Origin of the sequence: Pseudomonas sp. RC4D1, from assembly GCF_018390395.1 — a bacterium.
GTDB classification, from domain to species: domain Bacteria; phylum Pseudomonadota; class Gammaproteobacteria; order Pseudomonadales; family Pseudomonadaceae; genus Aquipseudomonas; species Aquipseudomonas danubii.
The window spans coordinates 801,465-820,648 of record NZ_JAHBAW010000002.1 but is presented as its reverse complement, the minus strand read 5'-3'; the positions used below and the strand labels follow the sequence as shown (position 1 = coordinate 820,648).

At 62.3% G+C, this 19,184-nt stretch carries 16 protein-coding genes; 7 read left to right on the top strand and 9 right to left on the bottom strand.

What is annotated here, in order from left to right:
- Positions 1–115: 115 nt before the first annotated feature.
- Both KHO49_RS19440 and KHO49_RS19435 read left to right on the top strand, forming a co-directional pair.
- Entirely contained in the window at positions 116–2,473 is a 2,358-nt protein-coding gene (locus tag KHO49_RS19440; protein WP_110652849.1) for a fimbria/pilus outer membrane usher protein, read from the top strand.
- A 32-nt stretch (positions 2,474–2,505) separates the two neighbouring features.
- The gene (locus tag KHO49_RS19435) at positions 2,506–3,495 is read left to right on the top strand and encodes a Csu type fimbrial protein (RefSeq protein ID WP_213665663.1); all 990 of its coding nucleotides are present in this window, start codon (positions 2,506–2,508) and stop codon (positions 3,493–3,495) included.
- A 4-nt stretch (positions 3,496–3,499) separates the two neighbouring features.
- On the opposite strand, the gene KHO49_RS19430 is transcribed toward KHO49_RS19435, so the two are convergent.
- Positions 3,500–4,225, bottom strand: coding sequence for an anti-sigma factor family protein (locus tag KHO49_RS19430; RefSeq protein WP_110652847.1), 726 nt, complete (start codon positions 4,223–4,225; stop codon positions 3,500–3,502).
- A complete protein-coding gene (locus tag KHO49_RS19425) occupies positions 4,222–4,728 on the bottom strand; it encodes an RNA polymerase sigma factor (protein ID WP_102864682.1) in 507 nt (168 codons plus the stop codon). The genes KHO49_RS19430 and KHO49_RS19425 overlap by 4 nt, the downstream gene beginning before the upstream one ends.
- A gap of 167 nt (positions 4,729–4,895) precedes the next feature.
- Here KHO49_RS19425 and KHO49_RS19420 point away from each other — a divergent pair, with 167 nt between their 5' ends.
- Together KHO49_RS19420 and KHO49_RS19415 are read left to right on the top strand one after the other, a co-directional pair.
- Entirely contained in the window at positions 4,896–5,981 is a 1,086-nt protein-coding gene (locus tag KHO49_RS19420; protein WP_213665662.1) for a catalase family peroxidase, read from the top strand.
- Positions 5,978–6,517: a cytochrome b gene (locus KHO49_RS19415; protein WP_110652845.1), complete on the top strand. Its 540-nt coding sequence runs from the start codon at positions 5,978–5,980 to the stop codon at positions 6,515–6,517. Before KHO49_RS19420 ends, KHO49_RS19415 begins: the two co-directional genes overlap by 4 nt.
- 29 nt (positions 6,518–6,546) lie before the next feature.
- Here KHO49_RS19415 and KHO49_RS19410 read toward each other — a convergent pair whose 3' ends face one another.
- On the bottom strand, positions 6,547–7,767 hold the full coding sequence (locus KHO49_RS19410) for an MFS transporter (RefSeq protein ID WP_213665661.1): 1,221 nt from the start codon (positions 7,765–7,767) through the stop codon (positions 6,547–6,549).
- Positions 7,768–7,870: 103 nt separating this feature from the next.
- Between KHO49_RS19410 and KHO49_RS19405 the strand changes: the two genes are divergently transcribed.
- Positions 7,871–8,326: a winged helix-turn-helix transcriptional regulator gene (locus KHO49_RS19405; RefSeq protein ID WP_213665660.1), complete on the top strand. Its 456-nt coding sequence runs from the start codon at positions 7,871–7,873 to the stop codon at positions 8,324–8,326.
- Positions 8,327–8,362: 36 nt separating this feature from the next.
- Here KHO49_RS19405 and KHO49_RS19400 read toward each other — a convergent pair whose 3' ends face one another.
- Positions 8,363–9,517 carry a M14 family metallopeptidase gene (locus KHO49_RS19400; protein ID WP_110596137.1) on the bottom strand — a complete coding sequence of 385 codons (1,155 nt, stop codon included), beginning with the start codon at positions 9,515–9,517 and terminating at the stop codon, positions 8,363–8,365.
- 473 nt (positions 9,518–9,990) lie between these two features.
- Positions 9,991–10,338, bottom strand: a complete 348-nt coding sequence (locus tag KHO49_RS19395; protein WP_102864688.1) for a DUF6124 family protein — start codon at positions 10,336–10,338, stop codon at positions 9,991–9,993.
- Positions 10,339–10,471: 133 nt separating this feature from the next.
- Between KHO49_RS19395 and KHO49_RS19390 the strand changes: the two genes are divergently transcribed.
- A complete protein-coding gene (locus tag KHO49_RS19390) occupies positions 10,472–11,137 on the top strand; it encodes a LexA family protein (protein ID WP_102881807.1) in 666 nt (221 codons plus the stop codon).
- A 54-nt stretch (positions 11,138–11,191) separates the two neighbouring features.
- Here KHO49_RS19390 and KHO49_RS19385 read toward each other — a convergent pair whose 3' ends face one another.
- The 4 genes from KHO49_RS19385 to KHO49_RS19370 form a co-directional block, all read right to left on the bottom strand.
- The gene (locus KHO49_RS19385) at positions 11,192–13,138 is read right to left on the bottom strand and encodes an acetyl/propionyl/methylcrotonyl-CoA carboxylase subunit alpha (RefSeq protein ID WP_213665659.1); all 1,947 of its coding nucleotides are present in this window, start codon (positions 13,136–13,138) and stop codon (positions 11,192–11,194) included.
- Complete coding sequence (locus KHO49_RS19380; RefSeq protein WP_123394617.1) at positions 13,138–13,953, bottom strand: gamma-carboxygeranoyl-CoA hydratase; 816 nt, start codon at positions 13,951–13,953, stop codon at positions 13,138–13,140. Before KHO49_RS19380 ends, KHO49_RS19385 begins: the two co-directional genes overlap by 1 nt.
- 17 nt (positions 13,954–13,970) lie before the next feature.
- The gene (locus KHO49_RS19375) at positions 13,971–15,575 is read right to left on the bottom strand and encodes a carboxyl transferase domain-containing protein (protein ID WP_110596134.1); all 1,605 of its coding nucleotides are present in this window, start codon (positions 15,573–15,575) and stop codon (positions 13,971–13,973) included.
- Positions 15,576–15,681: 106 nt separating this feature from the next.
- Positions 15,682–16,845: an isovaleryl-CoA dehydrogenase gene (locus KHO49_RS19370; RefSeq protein WP_102864693.1), complete on the bottom strand. Its 1,164-nt coding sequence runs from the start codon at positions 16,843–16,845 to the stop codon at positions 15,682–15,684.
- Positions 16,846–17,073: 228 nt separating this feature from the next.
- Here KHO49_RS19370 and KHO49_RS19365 point away from each other — a divergent pair, with 228 nt between their 5' ends.
- Positions 17,074–18,777 carry an AMP-binding protein gene (locus KHO49_RS19365; RefSeq protein ID WP_102881803.1) on the top strand — a complete coding sequence of 568 codons (1,704 nt, stop codon included), beginning with the start codon at positions 17,074–17,076 and terminating at the stop codon, positions 18,775–18,777.
- Positions 18,778–19,184 lie beyond the last annotated feature (407 nt).

Here is a 19,184-nt window from a genome sequence, read left to right as displayed (position 1 = left end):
ACTGCAGTCATGCAAGCGCCTGCCAGGTGGCGGTAGGAAGAGGTACGGACGGATGTGAGCGCGGTGACGCATCCGCCTTGGGATGGAGATGTCCATAGATGGACTTGAACCCGCCATGAGCCAGGACGCTGCTCGTTGTTTGCGCTGCTGGAAAGGACTGATGGCTGGCCTGTGCGGTCTGATGCTGGCGCCTTTTTGCCAAGCTGGCGAGCTGCCGCCACCGCCCAGCAGCCTGGAGTCGCTGGCCGATGCACAGTTGTTTCTGGAACTGGTGATCAATCAGATGAACACAGGGAAGGTGGTGGCGGTGGAGCAGCGTGCCGGACGATTGTTCATGCCGGTGCAGACACTGCGGGAAACCGGCATCAAGCTGCCGGAGGGGCTGGGCAGCGAAGTCGATCTAGACAGCCTGCCGGGCCTGCACAGCGATTACGACAGTCAGGGCCAGCGCCTGCTGATTGATGTGCCGCCGGATTGGCTGCCGGAGCAGTTCATCGGCAGTCGCCAGGCCTATCCGCGGACACCGGCCCTGAGCAGCTTCGGCGCGCTACTCAACTACGATCTGTACCTCAATGACACCGATGAAGGCGGCACCTACCTGGCGGCCTGGAATGAAGTGCGGCTGTTCGACACCTGGGGCACCTTGTCCAATACCGGGCAGTACCGGCGGACCTTGTCCGGCGTTGCCAGCAGCTCGTTGAACAATGGGTATCGGCGTTATGACACCACCTGGCGTTTTTCCGATGAAGAACGCCTGCTGACCTATGAGGCGGGTGACGTGGTGAGCAGCGCCTTGCCCTGGAGCAGTTCGGTGCGTCTGGGTGGGGTCCAGCTGTCTCGGGATTTCGCCGTGCGCCCGGACCTGGTGACCTATCCCTTGCCGCAGTTTGCCGGTGAAGCGGCGGTGCCATCCTCCCTGGACCTGTTCATCAATGGCTACAAGTCCAGCAGCAGCGAGGTGCAGCCGGGGCCCTACACCCTGACCAACATTCCCTTTATCAACGGGGCGGGGGAGGCGGTGGTGGTGACCACGGACGCCCTGGGGCGGCAAGTGTCGACCACGGTGCCGTTCTACGTCACCAGCAGCCTGCTGCAGAAGGGCCTGACGGATTTCTCGGTGGCCGCAGGGAACCTGCGCCGGGACTACACCCTGCGTGATTTTGGCTATGGCCCGGGTGTCACCTCCGGCAGCCTGCGCCATGGCCTGAGCGACAGCCTGACCCTGGAAGCGCATGCCGAGGCCTCGGACTCCCTGACGCTGGGCGGGGTGGGCGGCAATCTGCGCCTGGGCAACTTCGGCGTGCTCAACACGGCGCTCAGCCAGAGCCGTTTTGACGGCAGCGGCGGTCAGCAGTTCAGCTTCGGCTACCAGTACAACAACCAGCGTTTCAGCCTGGCGTACCAGCGCATGCAACGTCGTGACCAGTATGCCGACCTGACGGTGGTCGACAGCCCCTACATCAGCCTCAGCCAGCGCAGCGAGCAACTGACCCTGAGCCTCAACCTGGATCGCTACGGCAGCCTGGGGGCCGGCTACTTCGATGTGCGGGCCGCCGATTCGAGCCGCACCCGATTGTTGAACCTGACCTGGAGCAAGCCGCTGTGGCACAACAGCAGCTTCTACCTGTCGGCCAACCGGGAGATCGGCGACAGCCAGTGGGCGATGCAGGCGCAGCTGGTGATTCCCTTCGACTTGCACGGCAGCCTGAGCCTGAGCAACGAACGCAGCAAGACGGGGGAAAACCGCCAGCGGGTCAATTTCAGTCGTTCGGTGCCCCTGGAGGGCGGGGTTGGCTACAACCTGGGTTATGCCACGGGCAGCAGCGCCGACTATCGCCAGGCGGATGTCACCTGGCGCCTGCAGTCGGTGCGCCTGCAGGCGGGGGTCTATGGCACCCGCGATGCCGAGACCCGCTGGGCCGATGCCAGTGGCTCGCTGGTGTGGATGGACCGTCAGGTGTTCGCCGCCAACCAGATCGACGATGCCTTTGTGGTGGTCAGCACCGATGGTTACCAGGACATCCCGGTGCGCTATGAAAACCAGTTGGTGGGGCAGACCGACAAGAACGGACACTTGCTGGTGCCCTGGAGCAGTGCCTATTACCGGGGCAAGTACGAGATCGATCCGTTGAACCTGCCGGCCAACGTCCAGACGCCGAATGTGGAGCAGCGAGTGGCGGTGCGTCGTGGCAGCGGTTATTTGCTGGAGTTTCCACTGACCCGGATCATCGCCGCCAGCGTGGTGCTGGTGGACGCCCAGCAACGGGAACTGCCCCTGGGCAGCACCGTGACCCATGAGCAGAGTGGGGCTCGGGCGGTGGTCGGCTGGGATGGGCTGGTGTATCTGGAGAATCTTTCGCAACACAACAGCCTGCAAGTCAGCCTGGCTGATGGCCAGAGCTGCCGTGCGCAGTTCGACATGGATCTGCAACAGCAGCAGGTGCCGTTGATCGGCCCGCTGGTCTGCCAGTAGTTGTGGCGTCACGAGGCAAGGGAGTGCTGAGGGTGGACAGGTTCAAGGGATGGCAACAGACAATAGTGGGGCTGCTGGCGAGTCTGCTGACGCTGCAGGCCCAGGCGCTGTGCAACACCGTCAGCACCGCACCGGCGGGGTTCGGCAGCGTCAGCTCGATCCTGGTGCGTACCACTTCGCAGCCGGCTTCCACCACCAATGCGGGCTTGAGCTGTACCGGCTCGCTGTTGAGCCTGCTGGCCAGCAACGACCACTTCTACGCCACCATCACTTCCAGCACCAGCGGTATGGTCGGCCCCACGGGCGATGTCATCGGCTACACCCTGTACGCCAACAACAGCACCAGCTATCCGATCACTCGGGGCGTGCAGTTCGACTTCGCGCGCAACTCGATCATCGACCTCCTGGGCTTGCTGGGCAGCGCCACCGTGGCCAAGACCGTGCCCATCTACATGGGGACCATCACCGGCAGCAACGTAGCGGCAGGGGTTTACACCGAGAACCTGAGCATCTTCTGGAGCTGGAACTATTGCGCCGGGATCGGCGCGCTGGGGATCTGTCTGGGACGGGACATCGGCAGCGGCACCCAGGCCCTTACGGTGAACATGACGGTGTCCAACGATTGCGTGATCACCGCGCCGAACATCAGTTTCGGCAGTGCGCCGGTGGTCAGTGCGTTCGCCACGGTCACCGGGCAGACCATCAACCTGTCCTGCACCAAGGGCAGTGCCTATACCGTGGGCTTGAGCGACGGCCAGCAACCCGTGAGCGCGGGAGGGCGACGGCGGATGATTTCCGGCAGCAACTACCTGGCCTACGACATTTTCAAAAGTGCCGGCAACACCCGTTGGGGCAGCGTCGGCAGTGCCCGGCGCTCCAGCACCGATGCCGAAGTGAACCCGGGCAATGGCCTGGGTACCGGCAGCCAGATCTTCAACTACAACGCCAGGATCTACACCGACCAGAACACTCCCCCAGCCGGCACCTACATCGACAACGTGGTCCTGGACGTGGGGTTCTGAAGGCCTACAGGGGAATTTCCACCGGGCCGACCATGGCGTAGTTGTAGCCCCCGCCGGACCAGTACTGTGCCTGCAACGGGCCGTCACGGCGGCTGCCACGGGGTAGCAGGGTGTTTTGCGGTCCTGGCGGGCGGATGTAGAAGCTGACTTTGCGCCCCTCGCGATCCTGGTACAGGACCATTGCCGCCGGTCCTTGTTCGGTACTGAGCAGGCGCCCGCTGACCGCTTTGAAGCCAGCGTCGTGCAGGTCCGGCAGCGGGCTGGCCTGGGTGAAGTAGCGATCCAGCCAGGCTTGCATGGCGCCGTTGTCCTGGACCTTGAAGTCCGCCGGCAGGATGCCTTGCTCGGCGAACAGGCGATACGCCTGGAGGGCATCGGTCATCGGCAGCACGCTGTTGCCGGCCAGGGTCAGCTCCCGGGCCTGCCAGCCGCTCAGACCGCCAACCCCGACCGCCACGAGCAGTGCCGCGGCACTGGCCAGGCGCCGCAAGCCCCGCTGCTGGTGGCGCGCACGGATCAGCGTCGGCTCCAGCGCCGGGTTGGGCGCTTGCAGCAGGGCGCCACCGAGGGCGGCCCGCAGGTGCTGGGCATCCTGCTGCCAGGCCTGGACCTGGGCTGCCGTTTGCGGATGGTTGGCCAGGTAACTGTCCAGCACCCGGCGGTCCGCTTCGCTGAGTTGGTGATCGACGTAGGCGTGCAGGTCGCTGTCGCTGGGGGGCAGGCTGATCATTTGAGTATCCGTAGAGAGGGGCTGCTGATTTCGCCGTCGCTGAGTTGGCGCAGCGCCTGGCGGGCCCTGGACAGGCGCGACATCACGGTGCCGACGGGGACCTGGAGGATCTCTGCCACTTCCTTGTAGCTCAAGCCCTCCACCGAGACCCAGAGCAGCAGGGCGCGTTGCTCGGCGTTCAGGCGGTCGAAGGCTGCCAGGGTCGACTGGGCGACTACGGTGCGCTCCACCGAAGGCTGGGCGTCGTCACGGCCGGTAAAGAATTCGAGCATGCGTGCGTAACGCCGGGAGCGTCGGTGGGCATCAAGAAACTGCCGGTAGAGGATGGAAAACAGCCAGGCTCGCAAATCGCCTTCGGGGCGTTTATGGGCCCGACTCGACAAGGCGCGCTCCAGGCAGGACTGCACCAGATCGTCGGCGCTGCTGGGCTGGCGCGTCAGGGACAGGGCAAAGCGCCTGAGGCGGGGGAGCAGCAGGCGTAGCTGTTCGTCGAAATCGTTCATGAAGTCCTGCAGGTGCTGGGCCAGTCACTAGGCTTGGGACTAGGAAGACGCGCCGTGCTGCAGGTTATTCCAGTCGCGGAAAAATAAATATCGGCGTCTGGAATAACCGGTACCGGGTTGCGTCTGACAGGTCCTTGCCCCTGTGGCCCCGCGTACTGGAGATGTCCATGGTTGCCCCATCCTCGCCACCCGATCGTCCGCCCTTGAGTGCTGTCAGCCTGACCTTGCGCCTGGGGGCCATTGCCTGGGTGGTGGCCGCCGCTGCCGCGGCGCTGGCCTACGTGCACGGCAGTTTCGACCCGCAACGCCTGACCCCCAAGGCCCTGGTGGATGTGCTGGAGACCAATAACGGCGTGCATCCGGGGTTTCGCCGCAACCACGCCAAGGGCGTGTGTGTCATCGGTTACTTCCAGAGCAGTGGCGAGGCCCGGGCCTATTCCACGGCACAGGTGTTCAGCGAGGCGCAAACGCCGGTCGTGGGGCGTTTTGCCTTGCCCAGCGGCAACCCCTATGCGCCGGACAGCAGCGTGCCGATCCGCAGCCTGGCGTTGCGTTTCCTCCAGGCCAACGGCCAGCAGTGGCGCACGGGAATGAACAGCATGCCGGTGTTTCCGGTGGGCACTCCCGAGGCGTTCTATCAACTGCAGCAGGCCAGCTCCCCTGATCCGGCCACGGGCAAGCCGGACCCGACCAGGGTGCCGGCGTTCTTTGCCGCTCACCCCGAGGCTGGGCCCTTCCTGCAATGGGTCAAGAGCGCCAAGCCTTCAGCCAGCTACGCCAGTGAAAGCTACAACGGGATCAATGCCTTCTACCTGGTCAATGCCAGTGGCCAGCGCCAGGCGGTGCGTTGGGGTGTGGTCCCCGAGACCGGTGAGGCGCCAGCTCCGGGCAGTGCTCCGCAAGGCGCGGACTACCTGGAACAGGACCTGACGCAGCGCTTGGCTCAAGGGCCGTTGCGCTGGCGTTTGCAGATCACCCTGGCGGCGCCCGATGACCCCACCAATGACGCCAGCAAGGCCTGGCCCGCAGAGCGTCCGGTGATCAATGCCGGGACCCTGGTGCTGCAAGGCACCCAGCCGCAGAACAGTGGCCAGTGCCGGGACATCAATTACGACCCGCTGATCCTGCCCAATGGCATCCAGGCCTCCGATGATCCACTGCTGGCGGCACGTTCTGCCGCCTACGCCAGTTCCTACCTGCGTCGCACCAGTGAAGTCAGTCAATTGCCCTCCGCCCAGGAACCGCGTCCATGAATAGCCAACCTCAACACTTCGCCCCGCTGGCGCGTCTGCTGCACTGGCTGATGGCGCTGATGATCATTGCCATGCTGTTTATCGGTGCCGGCATGGTGACCACGGTGTCCGCCCGTCATGAGTGGCTGATCCACCTGCACAAGCCGTTGGGCATCGCCATTCTGCTGTTGGCGGCGGTGCGCCTGTTTGTGCGTTTTTCCACTCGACAACCGCCGCTGCCGGCAGACTTGCCGGGCTGGCAGGTGTTGGCGGCCAAAGCCTCCCATGTGCTGCTGTACGCCCTGATGCTGGGCTTGCCGGTACTGGGTTGGGCCATGATTTCGGCGGCCGGGGACCCGGTGATGCTGAGCGGTTCGTTGCAGTTGCCGGCGATCCTGCCGGCCAATGCCCAGGTGTTCGCTCTCTTGCGCAAGGCCCATGGCTACCTGGCTTATCTGCTGTTCCTGACGGTGTTGCTGCATCTGGCGGCGGCACTGTTCCATGGCTGGGTCCGCCGAGACGGGGTATTGCAGAGCATGCTGCGGGGGCGTGGTTGAGTCCCCCTTGAGCAAGCCTGCTGTGTCGTTCAAATGGCGCAGCGAGCCTCGGTCCGAGCTTTTCCGGGGTTCAGGCTCCACAGCCAATAGACCAGTGCCAGGCTGTTGATAGCGGCTCCCAGCAGGCAGACACCGATCCAGCCAGCCCAGGCGTAGGTGGCGGTGGCGGCAATCGAGCCGCCGGCGCTGCCCAGGGAGTAGAACAGCATGTAACCGGCGGCCAAGCGGCTCTGGGCTTGTGGGCGCACGCTGTAGATCAGGCTCTGGCTGGTGACGTGGACGGCCTGCAAGCCCAGGTCGAAGGTGATGACTCCCAGTAGCAGTGCCCACAGGGACGATTGGGTAAAGGCGATGGGCAGCCAGGACAGCAACATCAACGCCAGAGCCAGGCCGCTGGTCCACTGCGCCAGGCCGCGATCCGCCCAGTGCCCGGCCCTTGCTGCGCCCAGGGCGCCGGCGGCCCCGGCCAGGCCAAACAGGCCGATTTCGGTGTGAGACAGCGACAGCGGCGGGGCGCTCAGAGGCAGTACCAGCGGGGTCCACAAGACGGTGCCCGCGGCGAAGATCAACATCGCCAGCACCGCACGGTCGCGCAGTACTTTTTCTTCCCTGAACAGCTGCAACAGTGAGCCGAGCAATTGCCCGTAGCGTTGCACCGCGGGTGGCTGTTCAACTCTGGGCAGCACTCTCCACAGGGTCAGGGCCACCAGCAGGGTCAAGCCGGCCGACAACAGATAGACCGAACGCCAGCCGGCCAGATCGGCCATGGTTCCGGCCACGGTGCGGGCCAGCAGAATGCCCACCACGATGCCGCTGGTCACTATGCCGACCACCTGTCCACGCTGGGCTGTGGGTGCCAGGTTCGCGGCATAGGCCACCAGAGTTTGGGTCACCACCGCCAGCAGGCCGGTGCTGGCCATGCCCAACAGCAGCCAGGCGCTGCTGGGGGCCAGGGCCACCATTAGCAAGGCCAGCACTGACAGCAGAGTCTGGGTGACGATCAGTCGCCGGCGGTTGAGCAGGTCGCCCAAAGGCACCAGCAACAGCAGCCCCAGGCCGTAGCCCACCTGGGTCAGGGTGATGATGATGCCCACCGTGGCCGGCGGCAGGTCGAAGGTTCGGGCCATGGCGTCCAGAAGCGGCTGGGCGTAGTAGACGTTGCCCACCGCCAGGCCACAGGCGATGGCGAACAGCAGCACCACCCGTGGTGAAAGAGTCGAGGGGGCAGGAGGGGAAGGATCGCTTGACATGTCGGGCTCCGTATCTGGTTTCGTTATAAAACCAGTTGTACGGTAGAGGTCGTGGTTTTATATTGCAACCACTTTTCTGTGGCCCGAACGGAGACTGCCCAGCATGGTTAAACGCACCAGCCTGCAAGATGCCGAGTGCCCGGTGGCCCGCTCACTGGACGCCATCGGTGATTGGTGGTCGTTGCTGATTGTGCGGGATGCCTTTGACGGCATCCGTCGCTTTGGCGAGTTCCAGCGCAACCTCGGCATGGCCAAGAACATTCTTGCCGCACGTTTGCGCACCCTGGTGGAACACGGGGTTTTTGAAGTGGTGCCGGCCTCGGATGGCAGTGCCTACCAGGAGTACGTGCTGACGCCAAAGGGCAAGGGGCTGTTTCCCCTGATCATCGGCTTGCGCCAATGGGGCGAGGCGTTTTTCTACGAGGAGGGCGAGGCGTATTCGCGAATGGTCGACCGGGAAACCGGGCAACCGTTACGTGCGCTGGAACTGCGTGCGGCGGATGGGCGCTTGCTGGGGCCGGAGGATTGCCGACGGGTGCCGGCTGGCGCCGATGAGTGACGACTGCGCACAGGCTCGCGCAGCCGTCAGTCGGGTTCAGCGCAGGTGATCCACTAGGTCGGCGAGGGTGCTCATGACATCCTTGCCCAGCTGCATGGAGCGCTTGCCGGACCAGCCGGTGACGGGGTTGGGGTTATCGTCGTGGTCCTTGAAAGGCATCTCCAGGGTCAGCGCCAGGCAGTCGTATTTCTCCCCGACGGCATTGCAGGCCAGGGTCATGTTGGCCTCTCCGGGATTGTCCCGGGCGTAGCCGTGGGTAGTCTGGAAGTCTCGGGTCTGGCGCTTCAAGTGGCTGCGAAAATGCTCTTCGAGTCCCGCCAGGCGTGGCGTGTAGCCCGGGTTGCCCTCGCAGCCGGCGGTGAAGACGTGAGGAATTTCTTCATCGCCGTGCACATCAAGAAACAGGTCGACGCCGTACTTTTCCATCTGCTGCTGGACGAACAGCACCTCCGGGCTCAGTTCCTGGCTGGCGTTCTGCCAGGCGCGATTCAGGTCCTGGCCCTTGGCGTTGGTGCGCAGGTGGCCGTGGAACGCGCCGTCCGGGTTCATGTTGGGCACCAGGTACAGATCGGCCTTGGCCAGCAGCGAGTTGAGCTCCGGGTCATCCCGGTGTTGCAGGCGCTCGATCACGCCTTCCATGAACCATTCGGCCATGTGCTCGCCGGGATGCTGTTGGGCAATGATCCAGATCTTGCGCTGCCCTTCCTTGCCGCTGCCCTTGCGCAGAAGCTGGATATCCCGGCCTTCGACGCTTTTGCCCACTGCCAGCAGTTCGGTGTCGGCCTTGCTCAGGGCTTGATCGATCAGCCAGTCGTGGCGCCCGCGACTGTAGGGCTCGAAGTAAGCGAACCAGGCGTGAGTCTGGGTGGCCTCCAGATTGAAACGCAGGGCGTCACCTTCGAAGATCGTCGGTACGCGAAACCAGTTCACATGGTCATAGGAAGCGACGGCCTGGTAGCCGGTCCAGGCTTTGTTGTAGGAGGACTGGCTGGCGTTGGTCAGGCGGAACCAATGTTCCTGGCCGACATGCAGGCCGCTGACCTTGAAGTGAAACCATTGGAAGTGCGGACTCTGGGTATCCGGACGGATGGCCAGCAGTGCCTGCAGCGGATTGCTGATGTCCAGCACGTTGATATTGCCGCTGTCGAAGTCGGCAGTAATTTGAAACGAAGTGTGATTACCCACGGTCATGGTCGGTCCCTGTATAGGATTGTTATGACCGCTACTCTACACACTGAGGGGGGTAATAGAAGGGGGGGCGTCGTCCTTGACGCAGAAGCAGCTTAGTGGCTATGCGATTGATTCTCAAGCGCTACTTTTGTCTTTCCTGGCCATTTAGCACGGCTGCTATCTTGCAAAAGGACATTCTTTTGCTATCATCGCCGCCATTATTTTAGCTGCATCCACGTCTTCATTAGCCTGAAGCCAAGCCAGAAAACTGGCAAAAAAAAGACCCGGCAAAAAGCCGGGTCAAAAACCGTGATTAGCCTGATGAGGAGATAATCCAAAGGTCCGACCTAAGGTCCTTTGGGCTATCGACTGATCTCGCGATCAGTTGCTTGCAATAATAATCATTATCATTTGCAAGTCAAATGTTTTTCCCTGCCCTTCGGAAAATATTTTTCCATTTCTCCTGTTTCCGCTGTTTATTCCTTGCCGGCGCCTCAGCTGGACTCAAAGCGCTGACTTTCCAGGGACTTGTCCACCAGGGCTTTGGCCAGGTCGATCATGTGCACCACGGAAAAAGCCAGGTCACGCTTGGCCCCCCGCAGATTGTCGGCCGCGTCATAGGCGGTGGCTGCTGCACAGCGCAGCAGATCGGATGCATGGATCATGGCTTCCTCGCTGCTGAGGTTGCGCCTGACCTCGAAAAACTTCTCTTCCTTGTCCGATCCGGTCAGCGCGGGCTTCAAGTAGTAGTCCATCGCCCGTCGTGCTGCGTGGCTGCCCTTGAGTGAATTCAATGTGGTCTCTGTATCGAGCTCTGGCACGTCCTTGCTGCTTGCGTTCATAAAGTGTTCCGTCCTGTTTGAGAAAAGGAAAGAGGGGTATGAACTAGATTAATACGTATTGTAATTGTGACGAGATTTCAAATACTACAAGTTGTGTGTTGAGGCGGGAAATACACAACGTATTGTTCAGTCCATGGACAAATGGATCGAGTTGGTCAAAGCCAACATGAAAGGCCGCAAGGTCACACAGGAAAAACTCGCCGAGCGTCTGGGCATGTCTCAAGGTGGTATCGGTCATTGGTTGAGCAAACGCCGTCAGCCAAAGATCGAAGACATGAATCGGGTGCTTGAAGAGATCGGCATGGGCTTTCTGGAAGTTGCCCTGGTGGTCCGCGAGAAACCCATGCTCGGTGACGATGGCGAACCCCTGGTGAACGAGCCTTCACTGTTGCACAAGTACAATCCGTATTTCCGTTATCCGGTGAGCGATTGGCGAGCTGCTGGGGAAGTTCGTGAAGATGGCAAGTCAGCCTATGTACCGGAGCGCTATGAGCTTTCCGATTATCAGGCTCAAGGCGCGGCGTTCTGGCTGGTGGTAGTCGGTGACGCAATGATTGCGCCCAGCGGCTTGAGCATCAGTCAGGATATGCTGATTCTGGTGGACCCGGCTATTACCGCCGAACCTGGGAAGTTGGTGGTCGTACAGTGTCCCGGTAATGCCGAGGCGATCTTTCGTAAGTGGGTGAAAGAGGGCAGTCAGCATTATCTGGTTCCCCTCAATCCCACCTATCCGAAGATGCTCTACAGCGACGAGTGCCGGGTTATTGGTGTAGTCGTACAAGCTACTGCGAAGTTTTAACTTGCTTGAAAGGCCCCTTCCTACAGCTAGGAAGGGGCTTTCTTATTAGTGGGTTTACTCCAACTCTACCAACGCACTGCCTTCACTAACCATTTCGCCTTCCTGGCAATACAGTGCCTTGATGACGCCTGCCTGGGGCGCGCGGATGCTGTGTTCCATCTTCATCGCCTCCAGCACCACCAGTTGCGCACCGGCTTCGACGCTTTGCCCGGCGCTGACCAGCACCCGCACGATGCTGCCGTTCATGGGCGCAGTAAGTCCGCCCTGGTGGCTGTGACTGGCATCGGCTGCAGCAATCGGATCGTAAGCCGTGACGCTGTGCATCTCGCCCTGCCAGTGCAGGTACAGAGTGTCACCACGGCGAATGGCGCGATGTTCACGACGCAGCCCTTGTTGCTCTACCCATAGGTGTTCACCTTGCAACTGGAAGGCTGGCGAGCGAGCGCCCAGGCTGATGGCCTGATCCTGTCCGGCACAGCTCAGGTGCAGGCTGGTCTGGGCCGGTAACGCGCTGCGCCAGCCATTGACTGCCGACCATGGGGACTGCAGGTCGTCGCTACGCACCCGTTCCGGCTGGCTTTGTGTAAACGCCTGTGCGGCCGCTTGCCAGAAGTCCGCGCCGAGTTCGCTGGGCGCCGGCAGTAATTGTTCCTGATAGCGTGGGATAAATCCGGTATCCAGTTGCGCCTCGGCGAACGCCGGATGGGCAATGATGCGCCGCAGGAACGCCAGGTTGGTTTTCAGGCCACCGATGGCGAACTCGTTCAGCATGCTTAGCAGGCGCAGACGAGCCTGCTCGCGGTTTTCGCCCCAGGCGATCAGCTTGCCCAGCATCGGATCGTAGAAGGGCGACACGCTATCGCCTTCCTCGACCCCGCTGTCTACCCGACGGCCCGGGCCAGCGGCGGATTCGCGATACAACTCCAGGCGCCCGGTCGCGGGAAGGAAGTCGTTGCCCGGATCTTCGGCATACAAGCGCACTTCAATGGCGTGCCCCAGCAGCGGGACCTGTTCCTGGCTGATGGGCAGGGCTTCACCCTGGGCCACGCGTATTTGCCAGGCCACCAGATCGAGGCCGGTAATGGCTTCGGTAACCGGGTGTTCCACCTGCAGCCGGGTATTCATTTCCATGAAGAAGAATTCGCCGCGAGCATCCAGGAGAAATTCCACGGTGCCGGCGCCGACGTAGCCGATGGCCTGGGCCGCGCGCACGGCGGCTTCGCCCATGGCCTTGCGCAACTCGGGGCTGAGGCCGGTAGCGGGGGCTTCTTCGACCACTTTCTGGTGACGCCGCTGGATCGAGCAGTCGCGCTCGTTGAGGTACAGGCAGTTGCCGTGTTGGTCGGCGAACACCTGGATCTCCACGTGGCGGGGCTTGAGCAGGTACTTTTCCACCAGCATCCGCGAATCGCCAAAGGACGATTGGGCTTCACGTTGGGCTGAGGCCAGGGCTTCGGCCAACTGGCTGACGTCCTCGACCACTTTCATGCCCTTGCCGCCGCCGCCAGCGGTGGCCTTGAGCAGTACCGGGTAACCGATGCGCTCGGCGGCACTGCGGAAGGTTTCCAGGTCCTGGGCTTCGCCGTGATAACCCGGCACCAGAGGTACGCCAGCGGTTTCCATCAGTGCCTTCGCCGCCGACTTGCTGCCCATGGCGTCAATGGCCGAGGCGGGCGGGCCGAGAAAGATCAGGCCCGCCGCTTCGATGGCTCGGGCAAAACCGGCGTTTTCCGAGAGAAAGCCGTAACCGGGGTGGATGGCCTGGGCGCCGCTGGCCTTGGCCGCGGCGATCAGCTTGTCGATCTGCAAGTAACTGTCGGCGGCCTTGCTGCCCCCCAGGTCGACGCGGATATCTGCCTCGCGGCTGTGCCGGGCATCGCGGTCGGTGGCGCTGTGCACGGCTACGGTGGTCAGGCCCAAGGCCTTGGCGGTGCGCATCACGCGGCAGGCGATCTCGCCACGGTTGGCCACCAGCAAAGTATCTAGAACAGGGGCGCTCATCAGCGGGACTCCTTGGTCGTGGTCTCGGACTGCCAGCTGGGCGGGCGTTTTTCCAGGAAGGCCCGCAGGCCTTCCTGGCCTTCGGTGCTGACCCGAATCCGCGCGATGGCATTTTCGCAGTAGCGGCGCAGGGCTGTGGTGAGGGCGCCGTTGCCCACTTCTCGCAGCAGGTCCTTGCTGGCACGCATGGCCTGGGGACTGTTGAGCAGCAGGTTGTCGATCCATTGGGCGACTTGCTGTTCCAGTTCGGTAGCCGGGTAACTCTCCGCCAGCAAGCCGATTTCCCGTGCCCGTTGGCCGCCAAAGCGCTCGGCGGTGAGGGCATAACGTCGGGCGGCGCGCTCGCCAATGGCCTGGACCACAAAGGGACTGATGACCGCTGGTGCCAGGCCAATGCGGACTTCCGACAAGCAGAACTGCGCATCGTCGGTACCGATTGCCATGTCGCAGCAACTGATCAGGCCCAGGGCCCCACCAAATGCTGCGCCTTGCACCACGGCCAGGGTCGGGATCTTCAGCTTGGCCAGGTTGTACATCAACTCCGCCAGTTCCCGGGCGTCGTCGAGGTTGGTCTGGTAGTCGAGTTCGGCGGACTGCTGCATCCAGGCCAGGTCGGCGCCGGCACTGAAGTGCTTACCGCGTCCGCGCAGCAGCAAGAAGCGCAGGCTCGGGTCGCCCTGCACCTGATCCAGGGCCAGGATCAGCTCGCGGATCATCTCGGCGTTGAAGGCGTTGTTCTTGGTTTCGCGGCTGAGCCACAGGGTGGCGAAGCCACGAGGGTCACGCAGCAGTTCCAGGGTATTGAAGTCGCTCATGTTCTTCTCGCGCAGGATTACATGCGGAACACGCCGAAGCGGCTCTGTTCGATGGGGGCATTAAGGGCCGCAGACAGGGCCAGGGCCAGGACGTCACGGGTCTGTGCCGGGTCGATGACGCCGTCGTCCCACAGCCGGGCGCTGGAGTAGTAAGGGTGCCCCTGGTGCTCGTATTGATCGAGGATCGGCTGTTTGATCTCGGCTTCCTGGGCGGCGTCGAAAGGGTGTCCGCCGCGTTCCGCCTGCTCGCGCTTGACCTGTACCAGCACCCCGGCCGCCTGTTCGGCACCCATCACGCCAATCCGCGCGTTGGGCCACATCCACAGAAAGCGTGGATCGTAGGCGCGACCGCACATGCCGTAGTTACCGGCACCGAAGCTGCCGCCGATGATCACGGTAAATTTCGGCACCTTGGCGCAGGCCACCGCAGTGACCAGCTTGGCGCCGTGCTTGGCGATGCCGCCAGCCTCGTATTTCTGGCCCACCATGAAGCCGGTGATGTTCTGCAGGAACAGCAGGGGAATCCCGCGCTGGCAGGCCAGTTCGATGAAGTGCGCGCCTTTTTGCGCGGCTTCGGCGAAGAGGATGCCGTTGTTGGCGAGGATGGCGATAGGGTAGCCATGCAGGTGAGCGAAACCGCAGACCAGGGTGGTGCCGAACAGGGCCTTGAACTCATCGAACAACGAGCCGTCCACCAGCCTGCTGATGACTTCGCGTACATCGAAGGGCTGCTTGGGATCGGCCGGCACCACGCCGTAAAGCTCTTCACGGGCATACAGCGGAGCAATCGGCGTGCGTTGCTGCAACTGGCCCTGCTTGTGCCAGTTGAGGTTGGCCACGCTGCGCCGGGCCAGGGCCAGGGCGTGTTCATCGCTGTCGGCGTAGTGGTCGGCAACCCCGGAAATCTTGCAGTGCACGTCGGCGCCGCCCAACTCTTCGGCACTCACCACCTCGCCGGTGGCGGCTTTTACCAGGGGCGGGCCGGCGAGGAAGATGGTGGCCTGTTCACGAACCATGATGGCTTCGTCGGCCATGGCCGGCACGTAGGCGCCGCCGGCGGTGCAGGAACCCATGACCACGGCGATCTGCGGGATGCCCTGGGCGCTCATGTTGGCCTGGTTGAAGAAGATCCGGCCGAAGTGCTCGCGGTCCGGGAATACTTCGTCCTGGCGCGGCAGGTTGGCGCCGCCGGAGTCCACCAGGTAGATGCAGGGCAGGCGGTTCTGTTGGGCGATGGTCTGGGCCCGCAGGTGTTTTTTTACCGTCAGCGGGTAGTAGGAGCCACCTTTCACCGTGGCGTCGTTGGCCACGATCATGCATTCGATGCCTTCTACCCGACCGATGCCGGCAATCACGCCGGCGGCGGGCACGTCTTCGCCATAGACCTCGTAGGCGGCCAGGGGGCTGACTTCAAGAAACGGCGAGCCAGGGTCGAGCAGGCGGTTGATACGCTCGCGCGGCAGCAGTTTGCCCCGGGAAGTGTGGCGCTCCTGGGCCTTGGCACCACCGCCTTGCTGGACCTGGGCGAGCAGGGTATGCAGGGCGTCGACTTGGGCCAGCATGCTGGCCGCGTTCTGCGCGAACTCGGGGGATTTCGGGTTGAGCTGAGACTTCAGAATCATGGGAGGGCCTACGGCAGCTTCAAGCGACACGCTTCAAGCTGCAAAAGTAAGTCGGTATTACGGCAGCTTTGGCTTGCCGCTCGTAGCTCGCAACTTGCGGCTGCTCTTACTTGGTTTCGTTGAACAGTTCGCGACCGATCAGCATGCGGCGGATTTCGCTGGTGCCGGCGCCGATTTCGTAGAGCTTGGCGTCACGCAGCAGGCGGCCCGCGGGAAATTCGTTGATGTAGCCGTTGCCGCCAAGGATCTGGATCGCATCCAGGGCCATCTGGGTGGCACGTTCGGCGCTGTAGAGAATCACCCCGGCGGCGTCCTTGCGGGTGGTTTCGCCACGCTCACAGGCCTGGGCCACGGCGTACAGGTAGGCGCGGCTGGCGTTGAGCTGGGTGTACATGTCGGCGATCTTGCCCTGGATCAACTGGAACTCGCCGATGCTCTGACCGAACTGCTTGCGGTCGTGGATGTAGGGCACCACCAGGTCCATGCAGGCTTGCATGATCCCGGTCGGGCCGCCGGAGAGCACTACGCGCTCGTAGTCCAGGCCGCTCATCAGCACTTTGACCCCGCCGTTGAGCACGCCGAGGATGTTTTCCTCCGGCACTTCCACGTCATCGAAGAACAGCTCGCAAGTGTTGGAGCCGCGCATGCCCAGCTTGTCGAACTTGTTGCTGCGGCTGAAGCCTTTCCAGTCACGCTCGACGATGAAGGCGGTGATGCCGTGGGGGCCCTTTTCCAGGTCGGTCTTGGCGTAGATCACGTAGGTGTTGGCGTCGGGGCCGTTGGTGATCCAGGTCTTGCTGCCGTTGAGGACGAAGTGGTCACCGCGCTTGTCGGCGCGCAGCTTCATCGACACCACGTCGGAGCCGGCGTTGGGTTCGCTCATGGCCAGGGCGCCAATGTGTTCGCCGCTGATCAGCTTGGGCAGGTATTTGCTCTTTTGCTCATGGTTGCCGTTGCGGTTGATCTGGTTCACGCAGAGGTTGGAGTGGGCACCGTAGGACAGTGCCACCGAGGCGGAGCCGCGGCTGATCTCTTCCATGGCCACCACGTGGGCCAGGTAACCCAGCCCGGCGCCGCCGTATTCTTCCGCTACGGTAATGCCCAAGAGACCCATGTCGCCGAACTTGCGCCACATGTCGGCGGGGAACAGGTTGTCGACATCGATCTGTGCCGCCCGAGGAGCCAGTTCCGCCTTGACGAAGGCCTGGACCTGTTGGCGCAGCATGTCAATGGTTTCACCGAGGGCGAAGTTCAGGGTCGGGTAACTCATGGCGGGGCACCTTCAAACTTGTTTTTATTGAGGGAATGGGCTGCAGAGAGCGGCACTGTCTAGCTCTCACCTTTACGTTAACGTAAACCTGCGACCGAAGGCTGTCAACCGCCCTTTACGTAAACGTCAACTTGCGCCAGAGTAGCAGGGCTTTCGATTGGAGCCAGGCTTTTTCGCACCATCGGCCAGGCTCCTGAACACCCACTAATAAAGACAATAGGGGTCGTCATGGAACACTCGGGTTTCCAGCCGGATCGCAGTTACACCCGTGGTACGCAAGACAAGCCATTGCTGGCGCTGACCATCGGTCAGGCCTTCGACAACACCGTCGCTGCCTATCCCCAGGGGGAAGCCCTGGTGGTGCGTCATCAGCAGTTGCGCTACAGCTGGCAGCAACTGCGCGAGGCAGTCGACCTGCATGCCAGGGCGCTGCTGGCCTTGGGGCTGAAGACGGGGGATCGACTGGGGATCTGGGCCCCCAACTGCGCCCAGTGGTGCATCGCCCAATTTGCCAGTGCCAAGATCGGCGCGATCCTGGTGAACATCAACCCGGCCTATCGCAGTTCCGAGCTGGAATATGTGCTCAAGCAGTCCGGCTGCCAGTGGCTGATCTGCGCCGGAGCCTTCAAGACCTCTGACTACCACGGCATGCTGCAGGGGCTGATCCCCGAATTGGCGGAGCAATCCATCGGTCAATTGCACTGTGAGCGCCTGCCGGAGTTGCGTGGAGTGATCAGCCTGGATGCCCAGCCGCCCTCCGGCTTTCTGCCCTGGTCGCAACTGACGGCCCTGGCCGCTGGAGCCACCGCCGAGCAATTGCAGGCGCGCCAGGACAGCCTGGATTTCGATCAGCCGGTGAATATCCAGTACACCTCCGGCACCACCGGTTTCCCCAAGGGTGCGACCCTGAGTCATTACAACATCCTCAATAACGGTTACATGGTGGGGGAGAGCCTGGGCCTGACCGCGGCAGATCGGCTGGTGATCCCGGTGCCGCTGTATCACTGCTTCGGCATGGTCATGGGCAACCTGGGCTGTATCACCCACGGCACCACCATGATCTACCCCAACGATGCCTTCGACCCGTTGCTGACCCTCAGTACCGTGGCCGAGGAGCGGGCTACCGGCTTATATGGGGTGCCCACCATGTTCATCGCCATGCTCGACCAGCCCAGGCGTGGTGAGTTCGACCTGTCGAGCCTGCGTACCGGGATCATGGCTGGTGCCACTTGTCCGATCGAGGTGATGCGCCGGGTCATCAGCGAGATGCACATGAGCGAGGTGCAGATCGCCTACGGCATGACGGAGACCAGTCCGGTGTCGTTGCAGACCGGTCCTGCCGACGATCTGGAGTTGCGGGTCACCACCGTGGGCCGTACCCAGCCGCACCTGGAGAGCAAGATCATCGACGAGGCCGGCAATCTGGTGCCCCGAGGCACCATCGGTGAACTCTGCACCCGGGGTTACAGCGTCATGCTCGGTTACTGGAACAATCCCCAGGGCACCAGTGAATCCATTGATCAGGCAGGCTGGATGCACACCGGCGACCTGGCCACCATGAACGAGCAGGGTTATGTGTGCATTGCCGGGCGCAACAAGGACATGATCATCCGCGGTGGCGAGAATATTTACCCGCGGGAGCTGGAAGAGTTTTTCTTCACCCATCCTGCCGTGGCCGATGTACAGGTGATCGGCATTCCCTGCGCCAGGTACGGTGAGGAAATCGTCGCCTGGATCAAGTTTCATCCCGGGCATTGCGCCAATGAAGTCGAGCTGCAGGCCTGGTGCAAGGAGCGCATCGCCCACTTCAAGACGCCGCGTTACTTCAAGTTCGTCGAGGAGTTTCCGATGACGGTAACCGGCAAGATCCAGAAATTCCGCATGCGCGAAATCAGCATCGAGGAGTTGCGCGAGCAGGTGAGCAGGGTGTGAGCATTGCTGGAGCGTGCATCTGGACGGGTGCACGCTTTATGGGCGAGAAGGGCAGGCAAAAGCTAAATCGCAGAAAGCACAAAGGGGAGCCGAAGCTCCCCTTTAATTTGTCGTTGCGTGCTCTTTTTTTATTATTGAGGGGCGGTCTATTGTTGTTTTTGGCAACCGTGGCCCTTTACCGCTGTTTTTGGCGATCCCCATCCGGGATCAAGAGCAAACGTATTTTTTTGAGCGCTGATCTAACGTGTCGCCAGGGCGATCCAACCAGTTCGGGAGCTACCTCAGGGTAGTTTTATTGTTCTCTGACCGGTTGCGGGTGGCTCTTGCAAGCCCTCCTGCACATCACATCCTCTCCAAAAAAATCTGTTAGCTGCGTCTCTGCCGTGTTGTTTTTGTTATGTCAGAGT